Raw genomic sequence first — 26,213 nt, forward strand, 5'->3', positions numbered from 1 at the left:
GTGAGGATGCATTTCATGGACCCGAAGATGATCGCCGTTGCCGCCGCCTTTCTCCTTGTGTCGTCAGGCGCCGCTGCCGCGTCCGGCGCGCAGCAGTCCAATGCATGCCTCATCGAAGGCACGGTGATGTCCGAAGTCGTCAAGGATTGCTCGCAGACGAGCTTGCCCGTTCCCGCCGCCGCCTATGCCGCGCAGTGCCGCGAGAATTCGAGCGAAATGCTCAAGGCAACGCCGATGAAGGCATGCCCGGCACAGGCGCAGGCGTCGTGCGTCAATCCGTTCGGGCAGAAGGTGACGACCTTCTATTATGCACGCAGCCCGCAGCAGCTGGCGACGACCAGGCAGAGCTGCATCGCCCAGCGCGGACGCTGGGTCGAGAAGCCCTGAGCAGGAAGGCGGACGGTTAAGGGTCAGCCGCGCTCGCGTGCGACCTCGCGCCAGCCGATGTCGCGGCGGGCGAAGCCGGTGGGGAAGTCGATCGCGTCGACCGCACGATAGGCGGCGGCCTGGGCTTCGGTGACGGTTGCGCCGGTCGCGGTGACGGTGAGGACGCGGCCGCCCGCGGCGACGAGCTGGCCGCTATCCAGCTTCGTGCCCGCCTGGAACACCTGCGCGCCGGTTTCCTCCGCCGCATCGAGGCCATGGATCGCGCCGCCGGTCTGCGGCGTGCCGGGATAGCCCTTTGCCGCCATGACGACGGTGAGCGCGGTCTCGGCGCCGAAGCGCGGGGCATTGCGGTTTGCGAGCTCGCCTGCTTCGGTGGCGAGCATGAGGTCGAGCAGATCGTCCTCGAGCCGCAGCATCAGCACCTGGCACTCGGGATCGCCGAAGCGGGCATTATACTCGATCAGCTTGGGGCCGGATCGGGTGAGCATGAGGCCGGCATAGAGCACGCCCGAATAGGGAGTGCCGGCCTTGGCCATGCCGGCGATCGTCGGCTTGATGATCGTCTCGATCGCCTCGGCCTCGAGCGCGGGGGTCAGCACCGGGGCGGGGCTATAGGCGCCCATGCCGCCGGTATTGGGGCCGGTGTCGCCGTCGCCGACGCGTTTGTGATCCTGCGCGGAGCCGAAGGTCACGAAGTCCGTGCCGTCGGTGAGGACGAAGAAGCTGGCTTCCTCGCCCTCCAGAAACTCCTCGATCACCGCTTCGCCGCCGGGCTTCTCGAAGATCGCGGCGATGGCGGCGTCGGCCTCTTCATCGGTGAAGGCGACGGTGACGCCCTTGCCCGCGGCGAGGCCGTCGGCCTTGATCACCACCGGGCGGGGGAAGTCGCGGGCGAGCGCGAGGCGGGCGGTTTCAAGGTCGGTGACGCGGACATAGCCTGCAGTCGGGATATTCTCGCGCGCGCACAGATCCTTGGTGAAGCCCTTCGAGCCTTCGAGCTGGGCGGCGGCCTGGCTGGGGCCGAACACGCCATAGCCGGCGGCGCGCAGGCTATCGGACAGCCCATCGACCAAAGGCGCTTCCGGGCCGACGACGACGAAGCCGATCGACTGTTTGACGCAGAAGTCGATCACCGCGGCATGATCGGTCAGCGTGACGTCATGGCAGGTCGCGTATTTGGCGATTCCGGGGTTGCCGGGGATCGCATGCAGGCTATCGAGCCGGGGCGATTGCGCGAGCTTCCAGGCGAGCGCATGTTCGCGGCCACCCGACCCAAGCAACAGGACATTCATGTCAGACCCCTTCGAAGACTTCGATACGCCGCGGCTCGTAGCCGAGGGGCGGGAAGGGGACAACGCTGCTCCGCTTTCGGTTGGCGAATTGTCGCTGAAGTTGAAGCGGATGGTGGAAGGCGAGTTCGGCCATGTTCGCCTTCGCGGAGAGATAAGTGGATTCAAGCGCGCGGCGTCGGGGCATGTCTACCTTGCGCTGAAGGATGCCGACGCGGTGATCGACGCGGTGATGTGGCGCGGCCAGGCCGATCGCGTGCCATTCCGCCCGCAGGACGGGATCGAGGTGGTCGCGACCGGCAAGCTCACCACCTATCCCGGCCGGTCGAAATACCAGATCGTGATCGAGCGGATGGAATTGGCGGGCGAAGGCGCGCTGATGGCGCTGCTGGAGAAGCTCAAGGCGCAGCTGGCCGGAGAGGGGCTGTTCGATCCGGCGCGCAAGAAGCCATTGCCGTTCGCGCCGCAGACGATCGGCGTCGTGACGTCGCCGACCGGTGCGGTGATCCGCGATATCCTGCACCGGCTGGCGGACCGGTTCCCGACGCATGTGCTGGTCTGGCCGGTCAAGGTGCAAGGGGACGGCGCAGCGGCCGAGGTGGCGGCGGCGGTGCGCGGGTTCGACGCCATGCCCGCGGACGGCCCGGTGCGGCGGCCGGACCTGGTGATCGTCGCGCGCGGCGGCGGATCGATCGAGGATCTGTGGGCATTCAACGAGGAGCCGGTGGTGCGCGCGGTCGCGGCCTGTTCGATCCCGATCATTTCGGCCGTGGGGCACGAGACCGATACGACTTTATGCGACTATGCCGCCGACGTCCGCGCCCCGACGCCGACTGCGGCGGCCGAGATCGCGGTGCCGGTGCGTGCCGAGCTCGCCAATGCGGTCGCGACGATGGGGCTGCGCGCCGAACGCTATGCGCGGCGCTATCACGAGCGGGCGGGCGAGCGGCTGGCGGCTTTGGTGCGCGTGCTGCCGCGGCGCGACGCGCTGCTGGGGCCGCAGCGGCAAAAGGCCGACGATCTGGGCGCGAAGCTCGACCGTGCGCTGGAGCGGCGGGTGACGGCGGCGCGCGGCGTGCTCGACCGCGCGGCGGGCGCGTTGCGGCCCGCGGTGCTGGAGCGCAAGCTCGACACGTTGCGCCATCGGCTGGACGGCGCGGGCAAGCTGCTCGATGCGGTCAACCCCGACAATCTGCTCCAGCGCGGCTATGTGCGCGTCGGTGCCAAGGCGAGCGGCAAGGTGGTGGCGAGCGCGGCAGATGCCCGGGCGGCAGGGGCGGTGACGCTGCATTTCCGCGACGGCATCGTCGATGCGCGGGTTGAGCGCGCGGGCGGCAAACCTTATGCTGGCGACAAGCCCGAACAGCCTGATCTGTTCTGATCCTCAAGTCCAAGCGAGTACCGCCATGCTGATGTCGTCCAACACCGCCCGCCCGGCGCGGCTCCATTATATGGCGAACGGCTTTCGCGTGCTCGTGGCCGGCGATCATGTCGTCTGCGCCGTGAGCGGCGAGAAGATCCCGCTCGAGGCACTGCGCTACTGGAGCGTCGAGCGCCAGGAAGCCTATGCCACTGCCGAGATCGCAACGCGCGCGCTGATGACGTCATGAAGGCGGCGGGGGGGCTTGTCATCGCCGGAGCCGCCCTCGCCTTGACGGCAGCGGGTGCGCTGGCGCCGGTTCCGGCAGCGAACGGACAGGCGCGCCCGGCGCCGTCGCGCAACGATTTCAGTTTCGACGGGCAGATGATCCAGGGCGGCATGGTGCTCGGCACCGCGCCGGCGCTGACCAGCCGTATCGTCTTTCAGGGGCAGGACGTGCCGGTCGCGGCGGACGGCCGCTTCCTGATCGCCTTCGACCGCGACGCCGGCCCCTCCGCGACGATCGTCGCGACGCGGGTGGACGGCAGCGAGATCCGCCGCACGCTTTCGGTCCAGCCGCGCGCCTGGCGGATCGAGCGGCTCAACACGCTTCCACGCATTTCGCAGCCGAGCGCCGAGTATGAGCGCCGCCGCCCGGGCGAGGTCGCGCAGATCAACGCCGCGCGCGAGATCCGCTCCGCATCGCAGGGGTGGCGCCAGCGCTTCATGTGGCCGGTGACCGGCCGCATATCCGGCCTGTTCGGGTCGCAGCGCGTCTACAGGGGCGAGCCGGGCTCCTATCATTCGGGTGTCGACGTCGCGCGCCCGACGGGGACCGCGGTGCTCGCCCCAGCCGACGGGGTGGTGATCCTCGCGACGCAGGCGCCCTTCACGCTGGAGGGCAAGCTGTTGATGCTCGACCATGGCATGGGGCTCAACAGCGCGTTCCTGCACCTCTCCCGCATCGACGTGAAGGCGGGCGACGTCGTGCGCCGCGGCCAGACGATCGGCGCAGTGGGCGCGACCGGGCGCGCGACAGGCCCGCATCTTCACTGGGGGATGCGCTGGCGGGGCGCCAAGATCGATCCGCTGCTGATTGCGGGATCGATGCCCGTGACGGTGGACTGAACCGCTGGCGGCCCCGCGCTAGTCGACGCGCTTGACGCGGACCGACCGGCCGCTGCCGAACGTCGCCATGAAGCTGCCCATCGCGGCGGCCTTGATCCGGGCATTGTCGCCCGTCTTGGGCGGGAAGGTGGTCGGTTCGATCGTCTGCCAGCGCGAGTCGTCGTCGAGCTTCACCAGCCAGCGGTCGCGTTCGGGCTGGCCGACGCTGGCGACCTTGCCGGTGAGTTCCTTGAGTTCCTCTTCGCCATCGTCACCGCCGCCGAAGAGCTTGATCTTGGGCAGGCTGAAGCCGAACAGCGAGCGGCGCGTCTTGCGCACCTCGGCACGGTCGAGGACCACCACGTCCTTATTCTCGCGGGCGCGGACCAGCGCTTCGGCCGATTTGTCGAAACAGGCGAGCCGCGCGGCTGAATCGGCAATGCCGCGGCAGGCGGCAATGGCATCGACCGCATTTCCGCCCGGAACCTCCTGCGCACCGGCGGGGGCAGCCGTGGCTGCGGAGATCAGAAGCAGCAGGGCCGGCGTTCCAGGCATCATTTCCTCCGGGCGGGGGGTGAGACGGGTGTGAGCCTAGCTCAGCTGCGTGCGGTCGCAAAGTCTCTGAAAATCATAGATATTACATAATATTGGTTCCAGGTGTGACGATTTTATCACGATGTCGCGCAAACTGTTTTGCTTTCGCACAACACCATTGTGAGCGACCGCCGCTGCGAATTATGCAGTGGGCATGTTGCGCAGGGTCCATCCCGCGCATCGCCACGAAGGCGGAAAACCGCCGACTTAAGGGGTGCTCATCAATGGTTTCACTCACTCGCGCGCGTCTGCTCACGTCGACGCTGCTGCTGACCGGCGCGGTCTTCGTCGCGCCGGCGCAGGCCCAGGAAACGCCGGCTGCCGAAGCGCCGCCGGAAGAAGTTGTCGTCACCGGCACGCTGATTCAGCGTCCTGACCTCGAGATTTCGAGCCCGGTCACGGTCGTCGGCGCCGAGGAAATCGGCTTCAAGCAGCCGAACACCGCGGAAGACCTGCTTCGCGACCTGCCGGCGGTCCGCCCGGCGCTTGGTCCGTCAGTCAACAACGGCGGTGACGGTTCGTCGACGGTCGACCTTCGCGGTCTGAACCAGGCCGGCACCAACACCTCGCAGCGCACGCTGGTGCTGCTCGACGGCCGCCGCATCGTGCCGTTCGGCCTCGACGGCTTCACCGACCTCAACAACATTCCGATCGCGCTGGTCGAGCGCGTCGACGTGCTGACGGGCGGTGCTTCGACCGTGTACGGCGCCGATGCCGTTGCGGGCGCGGTGAACTTCGTCACCAAGCGCGACTTCCGCGGCATCGACGCCTCGGCCTCGTACCGCATCTCCGAGCGCGGTGACGGTGCCCAGTTCCGTGCGGACGTCGTGATCGGCGCCAGCTTCGACGACGACCGCGGCAACGTGGTGCTGGGCCTCGGCTACACCGATCGCCGGCCGGTCTTCTCGACCAACCGCGAAGTGGGCCGTTTCCCCCGCTCGATCGCCAACGGCAACTTCCAGGGCGCGACCGCCGCGGTGCCGACGATCCTGCAGGGCAACGACAACGCCGCAATGGGCCTTCCGGCCAGCACCTTCGGCGCGGTCTATGACCCGGCGCTCGGTGCGTTCCGCGCTGCGCTGCAGTCGGACACCTACAACACCAACGAGTTCCAGTATATCCAGGCGCCGCTCGAGCGCTTCAACGCCTATGCCAAGGCGCGCTACGAGATCACCGACGGCGTCGAAGCCTATATGTCGGGCATGTTCACCCGGAACTCGGCGCGCATCCAGCTCGCCTCGACCGGTACGTTCAGCAACCCGTTCGCGGTGCCGCTGAGCAACGCCTATCTGACCCCTGCGGCTCGCAACCAGCTCTGCATGCTCGACTGGAATGCGGGCGTTGCCGGCGTTCAGCCGCTCAGCGCGGCCGAGTGCACCGCCGCCGCGACCGCAACCTCGGTCAATGATCCGAACTATCGCGAGAAAATCCTCTCGCCCGGCCGCCGCATGGTCGAGTTCGGCGCGCGCGGTAACCAGGTCGACACCAACATGTTCCAGGTCGATTTCGGCCTGCGCGGCGAAGCTCTGCCGGGTCTGAAGTACAATGTGTTCGCCCAGTATGGCGAAACCACGCAGAACCAGACTCGCGAGAACTGGGGTTCGAACACCCGTCTGCAGCAGGCGATCCGGTCGCGCCGCGACGGCGCTGGCAACCCGGTCTGCTATGACACGAGCAACAACTGCGTTCCGATCAACCTGTTCGGCCCGATGGGCTCGATCACGCCCGCGATGCTGAACTTCATCGACCTCGACGCGCAGATCCGCCGTACGGTGAAGCTGAGCGTGGTCGGCGGAAACATCAGCGGGGACCTGTTCGGCCTCGCGAGCCCGTTCTCGGACAGCAAGATCGCCTTCTCGGCGGGTGTCGAGCGTCGCGTGCTTTCGGCGCAGAGCCAGCCCGACAACCCGTCGCAGATCCAGGGCGAGGTGCTGGGCACCGGTGCGCGCACGCCGCCGGATCGCGGCCGCATCGAGACCAAGGAGGTCTTCGGCGAACTGATCGTGCCGCTGGTGACGGACAAGCCGTTCTTCCGCAATCTGACTGTCGAAGGCGGCATCCGCTACTCGGACTACAAGAACGAGGGCGGCACGCCGACTCCTGTCAAGACCCAGTATGACGCGGTGACCTGGAAGGCCGGTGCGACCTGGGAGATGGTCGAAGGCATCAAGCTGCGCGGCATGTATCAGGTCGCGGTGCGCTCGCCGAACATCCAGGAGCTGTTCCAGGCGCCTGTCGTGGCGTTGAACAACCTGAACCCGGATCCGTGTCAGGGTACTACGCCGGTCGGCAACGCCAACCTGACCGCGCTTTGTATCCTGACGGGCGCACCGGCAGGCACGATCGGCAGCATTCCGACGCCGACGTCGGGTCAGATCAACGTCACCACCTCGGGCAACCCGAACCTGAACGTCGAGAAGGCGCACACCTACACGCTGGGTGCCGTCCTTCAGCCGCGGTTCGTTCCCGGCCTGGCGATCACGATCGATTACTTCAACATCGTGATCAAGGATGCGATCAGCAACGCGACCGTGCAGGACGTCCTGAACGGCTGCTACGGTTCGACCGCGGCCGCACCGAGCCCGCTGTGCTCGCTCATCAAGCGCAGCCCGAACAACGGCTCGCTCAACGGTGCAGCTGAAACCCCGGGCGTCATCCTGGCGGGTTCGAACCTCGGCAAGATCGAGACCGCTGGTATCGACCTTGGCGTGACCTATCGTCTGGATCTGGACCGGATCGGCCTGGGCGATGCGGGCTCGCTCCGCTTCTCGTTCAACGGCACCTGGCTGGACTATTATCACTTCCAGGCGTCGACGCTGCCGCCGGTCTCGATCAACCGCGACTGCACGGGTTACTACAGCACGAGCTGCACCAACCCGCGTCCGGAGTGGAAGTGGAACAGCCGCGTGACCTACTCGTCGGGTCCGTTCGACATCTCGCTGGCCTGGACGCACCTGTCGGCGGTCAAGCTGGAGCCGTTCCGCGCGACGCTGACGCCGGGTGCGACGCAGCCTGGTGGTCCGAACCCCGCGGGCATCTTCGACCCGTATGAGAAGATCCCGGCCTACAACTACTTCGATCTGGCGATCGCCACGCAGGTCAACGACAATCTGTCGCTGAACTTCTCGGTCGATAACCTGTTCGACAAGGATCCGCCCGTCGTGGGTGCGACGATCGGTGGTACCGCGTTCAACAACGCGAATACCTTCCCGTCGCTCTATGACTCGGTCGGCCGGACCTTCACGGTCGCTGCCCGCCTGAAGTTCTAAGGCGAGCAGATCGAAACGACAGACCTGGGGGGCGGACTTCGGTCCGCCCCCTTTTCTTTGCGCGCTCCGCCCGGGGCTGGCAGGAAGTCGCGATGATTTCGAACAATCCCGAGCTGGCGATCGACGCAGCGATCAGGGCGCGCGATGCGGGCCGCGCGGAGGATGGCTTGCCGGTTCTCACCGCGGCACTGGCGCAGCACCGCGGCTATGCACGGCTGTGGCACGTGCTGGGGCTGATGCACCGCGAGCTGGGCAACAGCGCCGAAGCGGCACATGCGTTCGGCGAGGCGGCGCGGCTCGCCCCCAATGATCTCAAGGCCGCGCACGGGGTGGCACAAGCCAGTCTCGAAGCCGGCTACCCGGCGTACGCGCTGTTCGAGAAGGCACGCCGCCTGTCCCCCGCCGACTCCGACCTGCTGATCGGGCGAGCGGCGGCGCAGCTCGCCGAAGGTCAGGGCGGCACCGCGACGGCCGAACTCGAGCTGATTCTCTCGAGCAATCCGCTCTGGATCGCGGGCCATGCCAGTTTCGCACGGATCGCGGCGATGCTCGGCGGTGAGCCGACGACCTCACTCGAAGCAGCCGTCTCCCGGGTTCCTCAGGAAGCGGCATTGTGGAGCGCGCTGCTCAACATCCTGATCGAAGCGTCGCGGTATGAGGAAGCAGACGCGGTCCTGAAGCGTGCGGAAGCGGCGACGCGGATCGGCTTCGAGCGGTTCGACGTGGTGATCGCGTCCGAACTTGGCGACGTGGAACGGGCCGACCGGTTGTTCGCCGCACTGGCAGGGGTCGAGGATACTGCCCACGCGGTGCGCCATGTCCGGCACCTGCTGCGCACCGGGCAGGCGCAGGCGGCGGTGACGCGGATCGAGCCGTTGCTGAACCGGCCGGACGCAGACCAGATCTGGCCCTACGCCGCACTGGCCTGGCGGATGACGCGTGACGCGCGCGCGGACTGGCTTGAGGGCGACGCGCGACTGGTCGGCGTTTATGATTTGGGTGACGCGGTGGGCGATCTCGATGCGCTGGCGGCGTGCTTGCGGACGCTGCACGGGATGCAGGCGCCGCCGCTCGGCCAGTCGGTCCGCGGCGGGACGCAGACCGACGGGCCGCTGTTCGCGCGCGCCGAACCCGAAATCCGCCAGCTCCGCGCCGCGATCCTGGATGCAGTCGCGACGCATGCCGCGCAGCTCCCGCCGCTGGACCCGCGGCACCCGACGCTCCGCTACCGGCCGGACCGGTTCCGCTTCGCGGGCGCGTGGTCAGTGCGGCTGACGGGCAGCGGCGGCGGGCGGCACAGCAATCATATCCACCCGCAAGGCTGGCTGAGCTCGGCCTTCTACGTCGCGGTCCCGCCCGAAGCCGAGCGCGGCGCGGCGCCGGCCGGCTGGCTGTCGCTGGGTGAGGCGCCGCACGAACTGGGCATCGACCTGCCGCCGCTGCGGCAGATCGAACCCAGGCCTGGCCGGCTGGTGCTGTTCCCTTCGCTCATGTGGCACGGCACGCTCCCGTTCGGTGCGGGCGAGCGCCTGACGGTCGCGTTCGACATCGCACGCTGATCCCGCGCGTTACGCGGGGGTCAGCACCAGCGCGCCATCGCCTTCGCCGACCCTGACCGTACTGCCGTCCTTGACGTCGCCGCGCAGGATTGCATCGGCGAGCGGATCCTGCAGATAGCGCTGGACCGCACGCTTGAGCGGCCGCGCGCCATAGACCGGATCATAGCCGACGCGGCCGAGCCAGTCGCGTGCCTCGGGTGTGAGGTCGAGCTTGATCTTGCGATCGGCGAGCAGCTTGCCGAGCCGGGCGACCTGGATGTCGACGATCGGCGCCATTTCGCTGCGGCCGAGGCGGTGGAACAGCACGATCTCGTCCAGCCGGTTGAGGAATTCGGGCCGGAAATGCGCGCGGACCACTTCCATCACCTGCGGTTCGACCGAGGCGACGTCCTGCCCCTCGTCGAGCTGGGTCAGGAACTGGCTGCCGAGGTTCGAGGTCAGCACGATGATCGTGTTGGTGAAGTCGACCGTGCGGCCCTGCCCGTCGGTCAGGCGGCCGTCGTCGAGCACCTGGAGCAGGATGTTGAAGACGTCGCCATGTGCCTTCTCCACCTCGTCGAACAACACGACCTGATAGGGGCGGCGGCGGACGGCTTCGGTGAGCACGCCGCCTTCCTCATAACCGACATAGCCGGGAGGCGCGCCGATCAGGCGGGCGACCGAGTGCTTCTCCATGAACTCGCTCATGTCGATGCGCACCATTGCGTGCGGATCGTCGAACAGGAATTCGGCGAGAGCCTTGGTCAGCTCGGTCTTGCCGACACCGGTCGGGCCGAGGAACAGGAAAGAGCCTAGCGGACGGTTGGGATCCTGAAGCCCGGCGCGTGAACGGCGCACCGCGGTGGAGACGGCCTTCACCGCCGCCTGCTGGCCGATCACGCGCTTGCCGAGCGTTTCCTCCATGGCGAGCAGCTTCTCGCGCTCCCCCTCGAGCATGCGGTCGACGGGGATGCCCGTCCACCGGCTGACCACTGCGGCGATATCGTCGGCGGTGACTTCCTCGCGCAGCATCGCCGGGCCGGTGGTCGCCTGCGCCTCTTCGAGCTGTTTGGTCAGCGCGGGAATGGTGCCGTAATTGAGCTCGGCCATCTTGGCGAGGTCGCCGCTACGCTGCGCCTGGTCGAGTTCGAGCTTGGCCTGCTCCAGCTGTTCCTTGATCTTCGCTTCGCCCGCGATCTTGTCCTTCTCGGCCTGCCAGCGCTGCGTCAGCTCGGCCGATTGCTGCTCGAGATTGGCGAGTTCGGCCTCGAGGGTGGCGAGCCGGTCCTTCGACGCCTGATCGCTCTCCTTGCGGAGGGCCTCGCGCTCGATCTGGAGCTGCATGATGCGGCGATCGAGGGTCTCGATCTCCTCGGGCTTGCTCTCCACCTCCATGCGGATGCGCGAGGCGGCTTCGTCCATCAGGTCGATCGCCTTGTCGGGCAGGAAGCGGTCGGTGATGTAGCGGTTGCTGAGCGTCGCGGCGGACACCAATGCGCCGTCGGTGATGCGCACGCCATGGTGCAGCTCATACTTCTCCTTGAGCCCGCGCAGGATCGAGATCGTGTCCTCGACCGTGGGCTCGCCGACGAAGACGGGCTGAAACCGCCGCTGGAGCGCGGGATCCTTCTCGACATGCTTGCGATACTCGTCGAGCGTGGTCGCGCCGATGCAATGCAGCTCGCCGCGGGCCAGCGCAGGCTTGAGCAGATTGCCGGCGTCCATCGCGCCTTCGCCCTTGCCCGCACCGATCAGCGTGTGCATCTCGTCGATGAACAGGATGATGTGGCCATCGGCGCCCTTCACCTCGTCGAGCACGCCCTTCAAGCGTTCCTCGAACTCGCCGCGATATTTGGCGCCGGCGATCAGGCTGCCCATGTCGAGCGACATCAGCGCACGGCCCTTTAGGGTGTCTGGCACATCGCCATTGGCGATGCGCAGCGCGAGACCCTCGGCGATCGCGGTCTTGCCGACGCCGGGGTCGCCGATCAGCACCGGATTGTTCTTGGTGCGGCGGGCGAGGATCTGGATGGTGCGGCGGATCTCCTCGTCGCGGCCGATGACGGGGTCGAGCTTGCCGTCCTTGGCAGCCTGGGTGAGATCGCGCGCGAATTTCTTGAGCGCGTCGTACCGGTCTTCCGCGCCCGCGGTATCGGCGGCGCGGCCGCCGGTGAGCTGGTTGATCGCGGCGTTGAGGGCGTCGGGCTTCACGCCCGCAGCGGCGAGTGCGCGTCCGGCATTGGTGGTGGTGGCGAGGAGCAGCGCCTGCAGCATGCGCTGCACGCTGACGAAGCTGTCGCCGGCCTTGGTTGCGATCTGCTCGGCGGAATCGAGCAGGCGGACGCTGTCATTGTCCAGCCCGGGCGCCTGCTGCGCGCCGCCGCCGGTGACGGCGGGGATGCGGGAGAGGGCGGCATCGATGTCGCTTGCGGCGCGCCTGGCGTCGCCGCCCGCGGCCTGGATAAGGCCCGCGGCCATGCCCTGCTCGTCCTCAAGCAGCGCCTTCAGAACATGTTCGGGTGTGATCCGCTGGTGGTTGTTGCGGATCGCGACGGTCTGCGCCGACTGGAGGAAGCCCTTGGCGCGATCGGTGAATTTCTCGAGGTTCATGCGTGTCCCTGTTCAGCGTGTCCAAGAGATGGTGTTGTATTTTTGTCACGCAAGGGGCGATTTCTCGCCGCATCGCACCTTAAGGGCGAGGCGGCCGGAATAGCAAACCCCCGGGCGCACTAGCGTTATCCGGCGCATGTCGTGGCGCTGCCACGGAAGCGACGCGGAACTGTCACCCGCGATACCCGATGCCGCAACGCATCCCGCCTAGCCGCACCGCCACATGGGCGCTGGGCCCATGCCGATCTTTCGGAGACATAGACGATGCGCGACATTGCAGCCCTGCTGTTGGCCGGCACCTCCATCCTCATGCCCGGTGCCGCCTTCGCGCGCGACGTGGCGCTGCCGGCGGAAACGCCCGCGGCCGAGACGCCCGCGGCCGATACCGGGGATCAGGGCGAGATCGTCGTGATCGGCCGGGGCGAGACGCGCCAGGTCCAGCAGATCGGCTTCGAGGATATCGGCGTACTCGCCGCAGGCACCAGCCCGCTCAAGGCGATCGAGAAGCTGCCCAGCGTCAACTTCCAGTCGGCGGACCCGTTCGGCAACTATGAATGGGCGCAGCGCATCGCGATCCGCGGGTTCAACCAGAACCAGCTCGGTTTCACGCTCGACGGCATTCCGCTGGGCGACGCCAGCTACGGCAACGTCAACGGCCTGCACATCAGCCGTGCGATCACCAGCGAGAATATCGGCGAGGTGCGCGTGTCGCAGGGCGCCGGGTCGCTCGGGACGCAGGCGACCAACAATCTGGGCGGGACGCTCGAATTCTTCTCGCGCGATCCTTCGAGCACGTTCGGCGTGCGCGGCGAGGGCACCTATGGCAGCGAGAACACGGTGCGCCTGTTCGGCCGGATCGACACCGGCGATCTGGGCGGCGGGGTCGCGGCCTATGTCTCCTATGTCTATTCGGACATGGACAAGTGGAAGGGGTGGGGCTCGCAGCGCACCAGCCAGGTCAATGCCAAGCTGGTCGCGCCGATCGGCGGCGTCCGCATCGCCGGTACGCTCAGCTATTCGGATCGCCGCGAGAACGACTATCAGGACCTGTCGCTCGGCATGATCAGCCGGCTCGGCTATGGCTGGGACAATATCTCGAACGACTATGCGCTGGCGGTGCGGATCGCGGATATCGCCAATAATCGCGGTGACACCGGCGCGCCGGTGAGCAATCCCGCGGCGGGTACCGTCTATCCGGCGCCGTTTGCCACCGTCGACGACGCCTATTTTGACGCGGCGGGCCTGCGCCGCGACTGGCTCGCCTCGCTCGGCATCGAGAGCGACGAGGGCAGCGCGGTGCGCTTCAGCCTCAAGGGCTATTACCACAACAACCACGGCCAGGGCCTTTGGTACACGCCGTATGTGCCGAGCCCCGGAGCGGGCAACTCGCCGATCTCGATCCGCACCACCGAATATGACATCGAGCGAAAGGGCGTGTTCGGCAATGTCGGCGCCAAGCTGGGCTTCAACGACCTCACCATCGGCTTCTGGTACGAGCGCAACGATTTCCAGCAGGCGCGCCGCTTCTACGCGCTGAGCGGCCGGACCACGCCGACCCGCAACAGCCGGGATTTCCAGTCGAACCCGTTCGCGACGCAGTGGGATTACGACTACACCACCGACACGATCCAATATCATGTCCAGGACCGGCTGACCTTTGGCGACCTGACGATCAATCTCGGCTGGAAGGGCTTCGACGTCCGCAATACCGCCGAGCCGAACGTCGCGGGCACGCTCGCCCGGGGCAAGATCAAGGTCACCGACTGGTTCCAGCCGAGCGCGGGCTTCAACTACCGGCTGGGCGCCGGCGCAGAACTGTTCGGCGGCTTCACCCAGGTGACGCGCGCCTTCACTTCCTCGGCCACCACTGGGCCGTTCGCGACGACGCAGGCGGGTTTCAACGCGCTGCTCTCCGGATCGACCAAGCTCAAGCCCGAACAGTCGGACACCTATGAGCTGGGCGGCCGCTTCCGTTCCGGGCCGTTCACCGGCTCGCTCGCGGGCTATTACGTCAATTTCCGCAACCGGCTGCTCGCGGTGACGACGGGTGCGGGCATTGTCGGCAACCCGCCGATCCTGCAGAATGTGGGCGACGTCCGCTCGGTCGGGTTCGAGGCGACCGGCGCGTTCAAGCTGCCCGCCGGTTTCGGGCTGTTCGCGTCGTACAGCTACAACGACTCCACCTATCGCGATAACGTGGTCAACGCAGCGGGCGCGCTGCTCGCTGCGACCAAGGGCAAGACCGTGGTCGATGCCCCCCGCCACCTGCTCAAGGCCGAAGCGACGTTCGAGCAGTCGGGCTTCTCGGCGCGGGTCGGTGCAAACTATATGAGCAAGCGCTACTTCACCTATACCAACGACCGCTCGGTCGACGGGCGCGTGGTGGTGGACGCGACGCTCGGCTACAAGTTCGACCTGGCCGGCCACAGCCTGGAAATCCAGGGCAACGCCACCAACCTGTTCGACAAGAAGTACGTCTCGACGATCGGCACTAACGGCTTCGGCAATTCGGGCGACAATCAGACGCTGATGGTCGGCGCGCCGCAGCAGTTCTTCGTGACGCTCAAGGCCGGGTTCTGAGGAAGGGACGGGCGCGCGGGGCTATTTCCGCGCGCCTGTGCCTGCCGGTTTCGGCGCCTTCTGCTGCTCCGGGGCGAAGGTGTCGCCGAAGAAATTGCCCGCATACCAGCGCGGCGCTTCCGCCCCGTCGGCAATCTCGCGCGCGATCAGATAGTTGATCCGCGCGAATTTGGCGCCGGCCTGCCAGTTGAAACCCTGGCTGAGATCGTCGTTGGGGCGGTGATAGGTCTTGCTGAGGAAGTTCATGAACTTCTCGCGCCCTTCGCCCGCAAAGCCGGTGGCGAGCATGATCGACGGCACACCCTCGACCACGAAGCTGTAATGGTCGGAGCGGGTGAAGATGCCCTGTTCGGGCATGGGGTCGGGGGCGACCTTGATCCCGGCCTTTGCCACCGCACGGTCGGCGATCGGGCCGAGCGTCGAATGTTCGCCGCCGAACGCGATCACGTCGCTGAAGTCGTAGGTCAGTACCGGCATGTCGAGATTGACCACGCCGGCAACGCGCCCGCCCGCAGGAACGATCGGATGCTTGGCAAGATATTGCGAGCCGAGCAGTCCGTCCTCCTCCGCGGTGACCGCCGCGAACATCACGGTGCGTTTCGGCTTGTCCTTGCCCTCGGCAAAGGCGCGCGCGACCTCCAGCATCGTCGCGATACCGGCGGCATTGTCCATCGCGCCATTGTAGATCTTGTCGCCTTCCGCCTTGGGATCGACGCCGTCATGGTCGAGATGTGCGGTGATCATCACCACTTGCTTCGCCAATTCCGGATCGGAACCCGGGATGACGCCGATGACGTTCGGGCTCGAGATTTTTTCGACGACGCTGTGGCGTTCGATGCGCACCGGCGCCTTGAGCGCGAAGCCACGCGGCATCGCACCCTTGCGGGCGGCGGCGTCGAGAACGCGCTTGAGGTTCATCCGCGCGCCCGCGAACAGCGCCTCCGCCGCTGGGCCATGGGCATAGGCAGTGGCGCGGATTTCGGGCGCCGCCGACCAGGGCTTGCCGTCCTTGCCGATCCACACATAGCGGGACGAGGCAGCATAGCCCGCCAGCCGTTTCCACGGCGTGCTGACGAGGAAAGCGCGGGTAGGGACGGTGACGACTCCGACCGCCCCCCGGCGTTCGGCCATGCGGGCCTTTTCCGAACTGAGATGCGCTGCGATTTCGCTCGACGTGCGGCCCTCGGGGACGCCTGAGAGCAGCACGACGATCTTTCCGCGCACGTCGATCCCCGAATAGTCGTCGAAGCCGTGCGCGGGGGAATCGAGGCCATAGCCGACGAACACGGTGTCGGCCACGAGCAGCTGATCCGGCTCACGCGCATTTGCGGTCATCATCACGTCGACGCCGTTCTTGAAGGCGGTACCGCCGATCGTGATCGTCGCGGGCGCATCCTTGCTGAACCTGGCACGCGCGAAGTCGATCGGCTGATACCAGCCCTTGGGTCCGCCGGGCTTCAACCCGAGCGCGTCGAAGCGGCTGGCGACGTAGAGCGCGGCGATGTCATAGCCGCGGGTGCCGGCATCGCGTCCCTCAAGCAGATCGTCGGCGAGAAACTCGACATGCGCACGCATCTGGTCGGGTGAGAAGGCAGGTTCGTCGGTGGCGGTCTGGGCGACAAGCGGCGAAGCAGCCGCGAGCAACGCGGCGGCGCAGAGTTTCCGGATCATATATTCCCCTATGATCGGGGCAGCCTAGCCGAAGCGGAACCGCTTACAAGTCCGTTGCGCGCAGGCAGGGTCCGGTTATGCTGTTTCTATCGTAACCAATTCCGGAAAGTCCGACGCCCATGAAGCCAGCCTTTGCAAGCCTGACCGCGGTCGCGGTCGTCCTCGGCGCGCCCGCTTATGCCCAGCAGGCGCCTGCCCCGGTCGCCGTCGCCGATCTCGTGAAGCGGGTGGACATCCCGTACGAGGAGTTCCGGCTGGCCAATGGCCTGCGCGTGGTCGTCCATACCGACCGCAAGGCGCCGGTGGTGGGCGTCGCGGTCTGGTACAATGTCGGATCGAAGCACGAGCCCAAGGGCAAGACCGGTTTTGCGCATCTGTTCGAGCATCTGATGTTCAACGGATCGGAAAACTCGCCGGGCGAGTTCTTCGAACCGCTCAAGGAAGTCGGTGCGACCGACTATAACGGCACCACCAACATGGACCGCACCAACTACTTCCAGACCGTGCCGCGCGCGGCGCTGGATCGTGCGCTGTTCCTCGAGAGCGACCGGATGGGATATCTGCTCGGTGCGGTGACGCAGGGCAAGCTCGACGAGCAGCGCGGCGTCGTCCAGAATGAGAAGCGCCAGGGCGACACCCAGCCCTACGGCCTGTTCCGCTACAAGATGCTCGAAGGGTTGTTCCCCGTGGGGCACCCCTATTACCATTCGACGATCGGATCGATGACCGATCTCGACGCCGCCAGCCTCGACGACGTCAAGAACTGGTTCCGCCAATATTATGGTCCGAACAATGCGGTGCTGGTGCTGGCAGGCGATATCGACGCGGCCACCGCCAAGCCGCTGGTCGAGAAATATTTCGGCGCGATTCCCAAGAGCGCCGAGATATCCGACCCGAAGGTCGACGTGCCGACGCTGGCCGCGGCCAAGGCGGAAGTGATGAAGGACCGCGTTGCCGTCACCCGCATCTATCGCTTGTGGGCGGTGCCGGGGATGCGCGACAAGGATTCGACCGTGCTCGACGTCGCGACCGGTGTGCTCGGCGGCCTTGCCAGCTCGCGGCTCGACAATGCACTGGTCAAGAAGGAGAAGCTCGCGGTCAGCGTCGGCGCGTCCAACCAGAGCATGGCGCAGGCAGGCATGGTGCTGATCTCCGCCGATGTGCGCCCCGGGGTCGATCCGGCGGTGGTCGAGAAGCGGCTCGACGAACTGATTGCCGACTATCTCAAGAACGGCCCGACCAACGAGGAGCTGGAGCGCTACAAGACCCGTACCGCGTCATCGCGCATCCGCGGGCTGGAATCGGTCGGCGGCTTTGGCGGCAAGGCGGTGACGCTGGCTTCGGGTGCGCTCTACATGAATGATCCGGGCTTCTATAAGAAGCAGCTCGCCGATCTGGCTGCGGTGACCCCGGCGCAGGCGCGCGCGGTTGCGGCCAAGTGGCTGTCGCGCCCCGCCTATACGCTGACGATCGAGCCGGGCGCGCGCGAGGCCTATGCCGAGGCGGCCGCGGTGCCGAAGAAGCCGGCGGTGGCCGAAGCTCCCTTCAAGGGCACGCGCGGCGCGCTGCCCGCGGTGGCCGAGGTCAAGGACATCGACTTCCCGGCGGTGACCCGCACCAGGCTCTCCAACGGGATCGAGCTGGTCTATGCCCAGCGCGACGCGGTGCCGGTGACCCAGGCGGTGATGAGCTTCGATGCGGGCGTCGCATCGGACGTTCCAACTGCGCTCGGCACCGAGAGCATGACGCTGGCGTTGCTGGAGGAAGGCACCGCGACCCGCGATTCGATCGCGCTCGCCGAGGCGCAGGAACGGCTGGGCGCGGGTGTGAGCTCGGGCAGCAGCGCCGACCGGGCCTATATCTCGTTGTTCACGCCGAGCCCCAATCTGGCCGGTTCGCTCGAACTGATGGCCGATATCGCCCGCAAGCCGGCTTTCCCGGCAGCGGAGATCGAACGGGTGCGCGGGCAGATGCTGGCCGGGATCAAGCAGATCAAGTCGAACCCGGCGGGTCTTGCGCAGATGGCCATGCCGCCTTTGCTCTATGGCAAGGATTCGCCCTACGCGAAGATGGCCGCGCTCGGCGGCGATGAGAATGCGGTCAGGAAGCTGACCCGCGACGATCTGGTCAACTATTACAAGGCATGGATCCGCCCGGAGAAGGCGAAGATCTTCGTGGTTTCCGACCGTCCGCTCGCCGAAGTGAAGGCGGCGTTCGAGAGCCGCTTCGGCGACTGGAAGGGCGAGGGGGCGCCGGGGACCAAGGTGTTCGCGGCCAAGGCGGCGCAGACTGCGCCCAAGATCCTGCTGATCGATCGTCCGGATTCGCCCCAGTCGTTGATCGTCGCCGCGCAGATGACGCCGGTCGATCCGTTCGCGGACGCGATCGCACTCGGCACCGCGAGCGAGGTGCTGGGCGGCGACTTCCTGTCGCGCATCAACATGAACCTTCGCGAGGACAAGAGCTGGTCCTATGGCGTGCGTGGCGCCATCGCGCGGATGGAGCACGCGGTACCCTTCACCATCTCTGCGCCCGTTCAGGCCGACAAGACCGGGCCGTCGATTGTCGAGATCCAGAAGGAGGTCGGCGATTATCTGGGCAGCAAGGGCATCACCAGCACCGAGTTCGACCGTTCGGTGATCAGCAGCGTGCGCAAGATGGCGGGTCAGTATGAGACCGCGGGTGCGGTGCTGGGGGCGATGCAGTCGAACGACTTCATGCGCCGTCCGGATGATTATCAGGACGGGCTCGCGAAAAAATATCGCGCGCTCACCATCCCGCAGGTTGACGCTGCGGCACGCGGGGCGATCGACCCCAAGCGCTTCATCTGGGTGGTCGTCGGCGACGCAGCGAAGGTTCGCGGGCAGCTTGACAGCCTTGGCCTGCCTGTTGAGGTGGTGAAGCCCGAGTCCGTCGGCGCTGCCGCCAAGGCCGCCGCGAACTAGGGCCGAACCTTTTTTTGACCCGACCCGAATGACAGGAGAGACGAGCATGGCGAATGTCGATGGCACCTGGGATACCGTCACCCACTCGCCGATGGGCGACCAGAAGGCGACGCTCGCGGTGGTGAGCGCGGGCGACACCTTTACCGGCACCTATTCGGGCGCGCTCGGCACCACCGCGGTGAGCGGCAAGGTCGATGGCGACAAGCTGAGCTGGACCGTCGACATCACCGTGCCGATGCCGATGACGCTGAGCATCGACGCGACCGTGAATGGCGACGCGCTGACCGGCACCGTCACCGCCGGCGCGTTCGGCAGCTTCCCGATGGAGGGCGTTCGCGCCTGACATCGCGGATGATCCGCTGAGAAGAAGAGGCCCGCTTCCCGGCTGGGAGGCGGGCCTTTTTCGTACCTCACGCGGCCCGGGCGGTGGTCGATATCGCTGCTGCGAGACGCGCGGCGAGCGCATCGGTCCGGGCTTCTGCTCCGGCAATCGATGCGGCCAGCCGCTCGTCGGCGAACTCGTCATATTCGATCGCGACACCCTCATGGCGATCGATCCCGATATAGCCCAGCGGAACGGTGAGACTTGCCTCGACCAGGTTGATGCCGGCGAGCCTGCCGCCCGGATCATAGCCATGGTCGCCGCGCGAGCTGAGGATCACGAGCTGCTTGCCGCCGGTCAGCATCGGCCAGTAAGGGACATCGCCGCGGGCGCGGTCGAAGCCGAAGGTCATGCCGACCCGGACGACATTGTCGATCCATGCCTTGAGTGGTGCCGGTACGCCGAAATTGTACATTGGCGCGCCGATCACGATGAGGTCGGCGGCGATGAGTTCGGTGACGAGCACGTCGCTTTCGGCCAGCGTCGCGTGCTGACCGGCGTCGCGGCGATCCGGCTTGGTGAAGGCCGCGGCGACCCAGTCTCCGGTAACCGGGGCGGGCGGATTGGCGCCGATGTCGCGGTAGACGATCGCATCCTGTGGTCGCGCAGCCTGCCAGCGCTCGACGAAGCGCGCGGTCAGCCTGCGCGTATGCGAGCCGCGCGGATCGGTGCCGGAGCGACCCGGTCGGGCGCTTGAATCGATCCACAAAAGGCTGCGCGGGGCGAAATCGGTCGGGTTCATGATACTATCCTGCTCATCTGATTGAGCTGGATAACTGGGGCTTGATCTACGGCGCGGCCAATGCGAATTGCTCAGCCTATGGATGAGCATGATTCATCTATGTTCAGGCCGCGGCGATTGCCGCCGCTCGCCGCGCTTCGTGCGTTCGAGGCAGCGGCGCGGCATCTGAGCTTTCGCGCGGCGGCGGCCGAGCTCGCGGTGACGCCGACTGCGATCAGTCATCAGATCCGTCTGCTCGAGGCAACGTTGGGGCTGCCGCTATTCGTCCGGCGCACGCGCCGGGTTGCGCTGACCGAGGCGGGGCAGCGGCTGTTTCCGACGGTGCGGGACGGGTTTGACGGGTTCGCGCGCGTGATCGGCGAGTTGAAGCCGAAACGGCAAAGCGTCACCCTCAGTGCGACCACCCAATTCACCTCCCGCCGCCTGCTGCCCGCGGTTCCGGCGTTCAACGCGCGATACCCCGATATCGATCTGCGCCTGAACGCAAACGAAGCACCGGTCGATATCGCCGCGGGGGCGGCGGATATTGCGGTGCGCTATGGCGGCGAGATCGGGGCCGGGCTGCAATCGGAGCCGCTGCTGGCCGAGCGGTTCGGTGTGTTGTGCAGCCCGATGCTTGGCCTGACCGCGCCTGACGATCTGCGCCGGGTTCCGTTGTTGCACACCGACTGGCTGCGCGACACCACGCCCGACTGGCGCCGCTGGGCGAAACAGGCGGGCGTCACCGGGCTGGCGGTCGATCGGGGCGCGCGGTTCACCAATGGCGACCATGCCATTCAGGCAGCGATCGCAGGACAGGGAGCAATCGTCGCCAGCCTGATTCTCGCCGAGGAAGAGATCCGCGCCGGATTGCTCGTCCAGCCGTTCGGGCCGGTGATCGAGGGCATCTACTATCAGCTCGTCACCCGAGCGCAGCCGCTTAGCCGGGAAGTGGCGGCCGTGATGACCTGGCTTCGCGACGAAGTCGCGCGGCCGCGTTGAATTCGCGCTAGCGCCGCACCCGCGTGACATGCCCCATCTTGCGGCCGGGGCGGGCTTCGTTCTTGCCGTAGAGATGGAGATGGGCGTCGCCCTCTGCGAGCAGTGCAGGCCAGGTGTCGGCTTCGTCGCCGATCAGGTTCTGCATTTCCACCGAGGCGCCGGTCAGCGCGGTCGAGCCGAGCGGCAGGCCGCAGATGGCGCGGATATGGTTCTCGAACTGCGAGGTGACCGCACCCTCGATCGTCCAATGGCCGCTATTGTGGACGCGCGGGGCCATTTCGTTGAACACCGGACCATCGGCGGTCGCGAAGAATTCGCAGGTCAGCACGCCGACATAGTCGAGGGCGTTGGCGAGCCTGATGGCAAGTGCCACCGCCGCGTCGACCTGTGCCTGTACCGCCTCCGGGGCGGGGGCGGTCGAGATGGCGAGGATGCCGTCGCGATGGACGTTGTGCGGTGCCGGATAATGGACCGTGGACCCGTCGATCCCGCGCACCAGCATGATCGAGAATTCATGCGTGAACGTGACGAAGCCTTCGAGGATCGAGGGCTGGCCGGCGACCGTCTCCCACGCCTCGGCCACGTCGCCGGAGGATTTCAGGCGCGCCTGACCCTTGCCGTCATAACCGAACATCGAGGTCTTGAGGATCGACGGTACGCCGACCTCGGCGACTGCCGCTTCCAGCTCGGCGAGGCTGGTCGCCTCGCGGAACGGCGCGGTGGTGCCACCCTGTTCGCGGACGAAGTTCTTCTCGTTCGGACGCGCGCGCGAGATATCGAGCGCGCGGCTCCCCGGACGGACCGGTGCGATCGGCGTCAGGTGCGCGATGCACTGCGGATCGACATTCTCGAACTCGTAGGTGATCACATCGACGGCGTCGGCGAAGCTGGTCAGCGCCACCGCGTCGTCATAGGCGCCTTGCGTGAACGCCGCTGCGACATCGCAGGCAGGGCCGCTTTCCGGTGCGTAGATGTGGCAGCGATAGCCGAGCTGCGCCGCCGCGACTGCGAGCATCCGGCCGAGCTGGCCGCTGCCGAGGATGCCGATGGTGCTGCCGGGTGGGATCGCGGTCATTGTGCCTTTGGTTGTTCGGGCCGGAATTATTCGGGTTCGTTGGCGACGTTGTCGGTCTGACGTGCGCGCCATGCCTTCAGGCGTTCGGCGAGCGCAGCGTCGGACGTCGCAAGGATCGCGGCGGCGAGCAGTCCTGCGTTGATCGCGCCTGCCTTGCCGATCGCGAGCGTGCCGACAGGGATGCCGCCAGGCATCTGGGCGATCGAGAGCAGGCTGTCCATGCCCTTGAGCGCCTTGGATTCGACGGGCACGCCGAGCACGGGAAGATGGGTCATCGATGCGGCCATGCCGGGCAGATGCGCCGCACCGCCGGCACCCGCGATCACGACCTTGAGCCCGCGGTCCGCCGCGCCGGTCGCGTAATCATAGAGCCGCTGCGGCGTACGGTGGGCGGAGACGACCTTCGTCTCATGCGGCACGCCGAGTTCGGTGAGAATGTCCGCAGCATGGCGCATCGTCTCCCAATCGGAGGTGCTGCCCATGATGATGCCGACCAGAGGTGTGTCCGCCATTCCTTGCCCCTGCGTTGCGGGAAAGCGTCCCCCTAAAGAGCCATATAGGTTTTGCCAATCATGTTTGGGCGCAAGTGCCGGGAAGCGAGGCTTGCGCGGCGGACCTATATCGGCACCATGAGCAAGATGATCTCCGACGAGGAAGCCTGGGAAGCGTTCCAGCGCCGCGACCGCGCCTATGACGGGCGGGTGATCGCCGGCGTGCTGACCACCGGTATCTATTGCAAGCCGAGCTGCGCGGCGCGGCATCCCAAACGCGAGAATGTGGTGTTCTTCCCCGATGTGGACGCCGCCCGCGCAACGGGCTTGCGCGCCTGCCTGCGCTGCAAGCCCGACGAGATCGGGCGCGAGCGGATCGCAGTCGCAAAGGCCGTAGCGCTGCTGGAATGCGCCGAGGATCCGGTGACGCTCGACGAGCTGGCGGTTCATGTCGGCTATGCGCCGCATCATTTCCAGCGGCTGTTCAAGCGTGCGACGGGGGTGACCCCCGCGGCCTATGCCCGGTCGCTTCGCGCCCGGCGTGCGGCCGATGCGCTGACCGCCGAGGACAATGTGACCAGCGCGATCTACGAGGCGGGCTATTCGGCGCCGAGCCGCTTCTACGAGACGAGCAACGCCCGGCTGGGGATGACGCCGAGCGCCTGGCGCAACGGCGGTGCGGGGGTGACCATCCGCTGGACGGTGGCGGATACCAGCCTTGGCGCGCTGCTGATCGCGGCGACCGACAAGGGGCTGTGCCGGGTCGCGTTCGACGAGGACAGCCTGAGCCTCGCCACGCGCTTCCCCCGGGCCGAGATCGTGCCGGGCGGGGCTGCGCTGGCGGCGCTTGCCGCGCAGGTCGTGGCCGAGGTCGAGCAGCCGGGCCGCCACGCAGATCTGCCGCTGGACGTGCGCGGCACCGCCTTTCAGGAGGCGGTGTGGCAGGCCCTGCGCGCCGTTCCCCCCGGTGAGACGGTGAGCTATGCCCAGCTCGCGGTCGCGGCGGGCAGCCCCGGTGCGGTGCGTGCGGCGGGCACGGCTTGCGGCGCCAACAATGTCGCGGTGGTCATCCCCTGTCACCGCGCCCAGCGCAGCGACGGGAGCATGGGCGGCTATGCCTATGGCGTCGATCGCAAGAAGGTGCTTCGCCGGCGCGAGGGGGTGGCGGAATGAGCTATGTCATTCGCGGCCTCGATCCGGCGCCGTTCGCCCATCTCTATGGTCTCTCCGACAGCGAGCTGGCGGCGCAGGGTGCGGTGCGAATGATCGCCGACGCCAAACCCGGCTATCCGTGCCGCGTGACGCTGGAGGATGTCGAGCCGGGCGCGGCAGTGCTGCTGGTCAATCACGAGCATCTGCCGGTCGATACGCCCTATCGCTCGCGCCATGCGATCTTCGTCGCGGAAGGTGCGGAAGCTCCGGTGCGCTATGAATCCGCGATTCCAGAGCAGCTGCGCGTACGCCTGCTGTCGGTTCGCGCATTCGATGCGGACGGCATGATGATCGATGCCGAGGTGCTCGACGGCACGGGACTGGAGGTCGAGATCGCGCGGATGTTCGCGGACCCCCGCACGGCCTATCTTCACGTCCATAATGCGCGCCGCGGCTGCTTCGCCGCGCGGGTCGATCGGTCCTGAGCCGTCAGCCCGCAGGCTTGCAGCTATAGACCAGCCGTTCGTTGAACACCTGCGGCAGCGCCGTGCGGACTGCCTGCTGCTTGGCGGCGAGGTCGGCGCGGCCCGCCGGGTCGGTCGAGCATGCCTTGATCTTCACGCCGGTCCGCAGCCGGCGCGCATCGGCCATCTGGCTGGCGGTGAGCAGGTAGCGCGTGGTGGAGTAGCTGCGCGTCGCCGGCGCATATTCGAGCACCGAAACGGTCTGCTCCTCGTCGGGCACCAGAATGCGCTGCCAGTTCTGCTGGCCGGTCTCGGCATATTGGGTGCGGCCGTTGACGCAGCCGTCGGAGTTGATGTCGATATTGATATCCTGCGTGCTCGACACGGTGACTCGTGAGCGGGCGGGATCGATCGTGCAGATCATCTTGCCGAGCCCGCCCGTCTGAACCACCGGTGGCGGGACGGTGACGCGCGCCGCACTCGCGATCGCCGAGGGGTCGAAAGCGGGGCGGACGAAGAAGAGGACGAACGCGGCCAGCACCAGCACGCCGCCGCCGCTGGCCGTCCAGATCGTCTCGCGCCGCTTGCCTTGCGTGTGGAAGAAGCCCGCCGCGCCCAGGCTCGTCACCCCCAGCACCAGCAGCAGGCCGGCACCCGCGATGAAGTTCTCGCGCATCGTGAAATTGGCGATCAGCGCCTTGTCGAGCGCGCTCTCGCGGTCGGCGGCGTTGCGCGCCGCATCCTCGCGCGCCTTTGCCTCGTCGGCGGCCTTGGCACGTTCGGCTTCGCTGCGATCCTGCGCCAGGCGGTCGGCGATGCTGGTGCAGGCGACGCCGTTTACCGGCATCTGCTGGCCCGCCGCGCGCAGGAAGGCCGCGACCTCGTCATTGCCAACCGCGAAGCCGAAGCTGGCGTCGCCCTCTTCGCTGCGGGTCACGGCGGCGTTGACGCCGAGCACGCGCCCGCATGGATCGAGCAGCGGCCCGCCCGAATTGCCGCGTGCGATCCCCGCGGTGTGGAGCAGCACGTTGACGCCCTGCAGATTGCGGCGGCCCGAAAACACGCCCTGCGATCGGATCGGCGAGAGTGGGGTGATGAAGTCCATTGCCGAGCGGGCGGTGGCGAGATCGACATTGCCCGGATAGCCGAGCGCGATCATCGCATCGCCTTCGCTCACCGGGCCGTTGTAGAAAGTGAGCGGGGGCAGACGGATGCCGCCGAACTCGACCAGCGCGAGATCGCGGTCGGAATCGATCGCGATCAGCCGGCCCTGATAGGATTTGTCGCCCTCCGAGGGGACGATGCCGATCATCACATTGCCGGGATAGCGTTCCGCAGCCTCGACGACATGGGCGTTGGTGAGCACGCGGTTGGGGGCGACCGCAAAGCCGCTGCCATGGCCGAAGCCGACCACTTCGCCCTCCGCCGTCGCGATGGTGACGATCCGCACCACCCCGCGCCCGGCAGCCGATATGTCATCCGCGCGTGCCGGGCCGGTGAGGCCCAGCATCATCAGCAGGCCGGTCAGGAACAGCAGCAAGCGGCCCGTGGTCACACAAATATCCTGTCGATCGGG

The 26,213-nt window shown here is 67.1% G+C and carries 20 protein-coding genes; 12 read left to right on the plus strand and 8 right to left on the minus strand.

Features of this window, described 5'->3' with window-relative positions:
- Positions 1-15: 15 nt before the first annotated feature.
- Positions 16-387: a hypothetical protein gene (locus tag AC07TU_RS17425; RefSeq protein WP_495189188.1), complete on the plus strand. Its 372-nt coding sequence runs from the start codon at positions 16-18 to the stop codon at positions 385-387.
- A gap of 23 nt (positions 388-410) precedes the next feature.
- Here AC07TU_RS17425 and purD read toward each other — a convergent pair whose 3' ends face one another.
- Positions 411-1,679 (minus strand): phosphoribosylamine--glycine ligase, encoded by a 1,269-nt coding sequence (gene purD / locus AC07TU_RS17430; protein WP_495189189.1) that lies wholly within the window; start codon positions 1,677-1,679, stop codon positions 411-413.
- Between purD and xseA the strand changes: the two genes are divergently transcribed.
- The 3 genes from xseA to AC07TU_RS17445 are packed head-to-tail and all read left to right on the plus strand — an operon-like array spanning position 1,678 to position 4,164.
- Entirely contained in the window at positions 1,678-3,057 is a 1,380-nt protein-coding gene (xseA, locus tag AC07TU_RS17435) for an exodeoxyribonuclease VII large subunit (protein WP_495189190.1), read from the plus strand. The genes purD and xseA overlap by 2 nt on opposite strands.
- 25 nt (positions 3,058-3,082) lie before the next feature.
- Positions 3,083-3,286 carry a DUF2093 domain-containing protein gene (locus tag AC07TU_RS17440; RefSeq protein ID WP_495189191.1) on the plus strand — a complete coding sequence of 68 codons (204 nt, stop codon included), beginning with the start codon at positions 3,083-3,085 and terminating at the stop codon, positions 3,284-3,286.
- Positions 3,283-4,164 (plus strand): M23 family metallopeptidase, encoded by an 882-nt coding sequence (locus AC07TU_RS17445; protein WP_495189192.1) that lies wholly within the window; start codon positions 3,283-3,285, stop codon positions 4,162-4,164. Before AC07TU_RS17440 ends, AC07TU_RS17445 begins: the two co-directional genes overlap by 4 nt.
- Positions 4,165-4,182: 18 nt before the next feature.
- Here AC07TU_RS17445 and AC07TU_RS17450 read toward each other — a convergent pair whose 3' ends face one another.
- Entirely contained in the window at positions 4,183-4,698 is a 516-nt protein-coding gene (locus tag AC07TU_RS17450; protein WP_495189193.1) for a hypothetical protein, read from the minus strand.
- A 263-nt stretch (positions 4,699-4,961) separates the two neighbouring features.
- Between AC07TU_RS17450 and AC07TU_RS17455 the strand changes: the two genes are divergently transcribed.
- Both AC07TU_RS17455 and AC07TU_RS17460 read left to right on the plus strand, forming a co-directional pair.
- A complete protein-coding gene (locus AC07TU_RS17455; protein ID WP_495189194.1) occupies positions 4,962-8,006 on the plus strand; it encodes a TonB-dependent receptor domain-containing protein in 3,045 nt (1,014 codons plus the stop codon).
- A gap of 92 nt (positions 8,007-8,098) precedes the next feature.
- Positions 8,099-9,565, plus strand: coding sequence for a 2OG-Fe(II) oxygenase family protein (locus AC07TU_RS17460; protein ID WP_495189195.1), 1,467 nt, complete (start codon positions 8,099-8,101; stop codon positions 9,563-9,565).
- A 9-nt stretch (positions 9,566-9,574) separates the two neighbouring features.
- Here the strand turns inward: AC07TU_RS17460 and clpB are convergent, their stop codons facing one another.
- A complete protein-coding gene (clpB, locus tag AC07TU_RS17465) occupies positions 9,575-12,154 on the minus strand; it encodes an ATP-dependent chaperone ClpB (RefSeq protein WP_495189196.1) in 2,580 nt (859 codons plus the stop codon).
- Between the two features lie 264 nt (positions 12,155-12,418).
- Here clpB and AC07TU_RS17470 point away from each other — a divergent pair, with 264 nt between their 5' ends.
- Positions 12,419-14,734, plus strand: a complete 2,316-nt coding sequence (locus tag AC07TU_RS17470) for a TonB-dependent receptor domain-containing protein (RefSeq protein ID WP_495189197.1) — start codon at positions 12,419-12,421, stop codon at positions 14,732-14,734.
- 21 nt (positions 14,735-14,755) lie between these two features.
- On the opposite strand, the gene AC07TU_RS17475 is transcribed toward AC07TU_RS17470, so the two are convergent.
- A complete protein-coding gene (locus AC07TU_RS17475) occupies positions 14,756-16,405 on the minus strand; it encodes a M28 family metallopeptidase (protein ID WP_495189198.1) in 1,650 nt (549 codons plus the stop codon).
- 119 nt (positions 16,406-16,524) lie between these two features.
- On the opposite strand from AC07TU_RS17475, the gene AC07TU_RS17480 reads away from it, so the two are divergent.
- Both AC07TU_RS17480 and AC07TU_RS17485 read left to right on the plus strand, forming a co-directional pair.
- Positions 16,525-19,350: a M16 family metallopeptidase gene (locus AC07TU_RS17480; protein WP_495189199.1), complete on the plus strand. Its 2,826-nt coding sequence runs from the start codon at positions 16,525-16,527 to the stop codon at positions 19,348-19,350.
- Between the two features lie 46 nt (positions 19,351-19,396).
- On the plus strand, positions 19,397-19,693 hold the full coding sequence (locus AC07TU_RS17485; RefSeq protein WP_495189200.1) for a hypothetical protein: 297 nt from the start codon (positions 19,397-19,399) through the stop codon (positions 19,691-19,693).
- Between the two features lie 67 nt (positions 19,694-19,760).
- Here AC07TU_RS17485 and AC07TU_RS17490 read toward each other — a convergent pair whose 3' ends face one another.
- A complete protein-coding gene (locus tag AC07TU_RS17490; protein WP_495189201.1) occupies positions 19,761-20,474 on the minus strand; it encodes an FMN-dependent NADH-azoreductase in 714 nt (237 codons plus the stop codon).
- Between the two features lie 99 nt (positions 20,475-20,573).
- On the opposite strand from AC07TU_RS17490, the gene AC07TU_RS17495 reads away from it, so the two are divergent.
- A complete protein-coding gene (locus tag AC07TU_RS17495; protein WP_495189202.1) occupies positions 20,574-21,455 on the plus strand; it encodes a LysR substrate-binding domain-containing protein in 882 nt (293 codons plus the stop codon).
- Positions 21,456-21,462: 7 nt separating this feature from the next.
- On the opposite strand, the gene AC07TU_RS17500 is transcribed toward AC07TU_RS17495, so the two are convergent.
- Both AC07TU_RS17500 and purE read right to left on the minus strand, forming a co-directional pair.
- A complete protein-coding gene (locus tag AC07TU_RS17500; RefSeq protein ID WP_495189203.1) occupies positions 21,463-22,530 on the minus strand; it encodes a 5-(carboxyamino)imidazole ribonucleotide synthase in 1,068 nt (355 codons plus the stop codon).
- Positions 22,531-22,556: 26 nt separating this feature from the next.
- Entirely contained in the window at positions 22,557-23,042 is a 486-nt protein-coding gene (purE, locus tag AC07TU_RS17505; RefSeq protein ID WP_495189204.1) for a 5-(carboxyamino)imidazole ribonucleotide mutase, read from the minus strand.
- Between the two features lie 117 nt (positions 23,043-23,159).
- Between purE and ada the strand changes: the two genes are divergently transcribed.
- Both ada and AC07TU_RS17515 read left to right on the plus strand, forming a co-directional pair.
- Positions 23,160-24,194 (plus strand): bifunctional DNA-binding transcriptional regulator/O6-methylguanine-DNA methyltransferase Ada, encoded by a 1,035-nt coding sequence (gene ada, locus AC07TU_RS17510; protein WP_495189205.1) that lies wholly within the window; start codon positions 23,160-23,162, stop codon positions 24,192-24,194.
- Entirely contained in the window at positions 24,191-24,658 is a 468-nt protein-coding gene (locus AC07TU_RS17515; RefSeq protein ID WP_495189206.1) for a DUF1203 domain-containing protein, read from the plus strand. The genes ada and AC07TU_RS17515 overlap by 4 nt, the downstream gene beginning before the upstream one ends.
- 4 nt (positions 24,659-24,662) lie before the next feature.
- Here the strand turns inward: AC07TU_RS17515 and AC07TU_RS17520 are convergent, their stop codons facing one another.
- On the minus strand, positions 24,663-26,192 hold the full coding sequence (locus tag AC07TU_RS17520) for a trypsin-like peptidase domain-containing protein (protein ID WP_495189207.1): 1,530 nt from the start codon (positions 26,190-26,192) through the stop codon (positions 24,663-24,665).
- Positions 26,193-26,213: the final 21 nt, after the last annotated feature.

Source organism: Sphingomonas sp. GW821-FHT03E12 (genome assembly GCF_059420685.1).

Excerpts from the sequence above, each read along its gene's own strand:
- AC07TU_RS17470 (WP_495189197.1), top strand. The coding sequence starts at position 12,419 with ATGCGCGACATTGCAGCCCTGCTGTTGGCCGGCACCTCCATCCTCATG.
- AC07TU_RS17515 (WP_495189206.1), top strand. The coding sequence starts at position 24,191 with ATGAGCTATGTCATTCGCGGCCTCGATCCGGCGCCGTTCGCCCATCTC.
- purD (WP_495189189.1), bottom strand. The coding sequence starts at position 1,679 with ATGAATGTCCTGTTGCTTGGGTCGGGTGGCCGCGAACATGCGCTCGCC.
- AC07TU_RS17490 (WP_495189201.1), bottom strand. The coding sequence starts at position 20,474 with ATGAACCCGACCGATTTCGCCCCGCGCAGCCTTTTGTGGATCGATTCA.
- AC07TU_RS17450 (WP_495189193.1), bottom strand. The coding sequence starts at position 4,698 with ATGCCTGGAACGCCGGCCCTGCTGCTTCTGATCTCCGCAGCCACGGCT.
- AC07TU_RS17475 (WP_495189198.1), bottom strand. The coding sequence starts at position 16,405 with ATGATCCGGAAACTCTGCGCCGCCGCGTTGCTCGCGGCTGCTTCGCCG.
- AC07TU_RS17460 (WP_495189195.1), top strand. The coding sequence starts at position 8,099 with ATGATTTCGAACAATCCCGAGCTGGCGATCGACGCAGCGATCAGGGCG.
- AC07TU_RS17495 (WP_495189202.1), top strand. The coding sequence starts at position 20,574 with ATGTTCAGGCCGCGGCGATTGCCGCCGCTCGCCGCGCTTCGTGCGTTC.
- ada (WP_495189205.1), top strand. The coding sequence starts at position 23,160 with ATGAGCAAGATGATCTCCGACGAGGAAGCCTGGGAAGCGTTCCAGCGC.
- purE (WP_495189204.1), bottom strand. The coding sequence starts at position 23,042 with ATGGCGGACACACCTCTGGTCGGCATCATCATGGGCAGCACCTCCGAT.
- AC07TU_RS17445 (WP_495189192.1), top strand. The coding sequence starts at position 3,283 with ATGAAGGCGGCGGGGGGGCTTGTCATCGCCGGAGCCGCCCTCGCCTTG.
- xseA (WP_495189190.1), top strand. The coding sequence starts at position 1,678 with ATGTCAGACCCCTTCGAAGACTTCGATACGCCGCGGCTCGTAGCCGAG.
- clpB (WP_495189196.1), bottom strand. The coding sequence starts at position 12,154 with ATGAACCTCGAGAAATTCACCGATCGCGCCAAGGGCTTCCTCCAGTCG.
- AC07TU_RS17500 (WP_495189203.1), bottom strand. The coding sequence starts at position 22,530 with ATGACCGCGATCCCACCCGGCAGCACCATCGGCATCCTCGGCAGCGGC.
- AC07TU_RS17440 (WP_495189191.1), top strand. The coding sequence starts at position 3,083 with ATGCTGATGTCGTCCAACACCGCCCGCCCGGCGCGGCTCCATTATATG.
- AC07TU_RS17455 (WP_495189194.1), top strand. The coding sequence starts at position 4,962 with ATGGTTTCACTCACTCGCGCGCGTCTGCTCACGTCGACGCTGCTGCTG.
- AC07TU_RS17425 (WP_495189188.1), top strand. The coding sequence starts at position 16 with ATGGACCCGAAGATGATCGCCGTTGCCGCCGCCTTTCTCCTTGTGTCG.
- AC07TU_RS17480 (WP_495189199.1), top strand. The coding sequence starts at position 16,525 with ATGAAGCCAGCCTTTGCAAGCCTGACCGCGGTCGCGGTCGTCCTCGGC.
- AC07TU_RS17485 (WP_495189200.1), top strand. The coding sequence starts at position 19,397 with ATGGCGAATGTCGATGGCACCTGGGATACCGTCACCCACTCGCCGATG.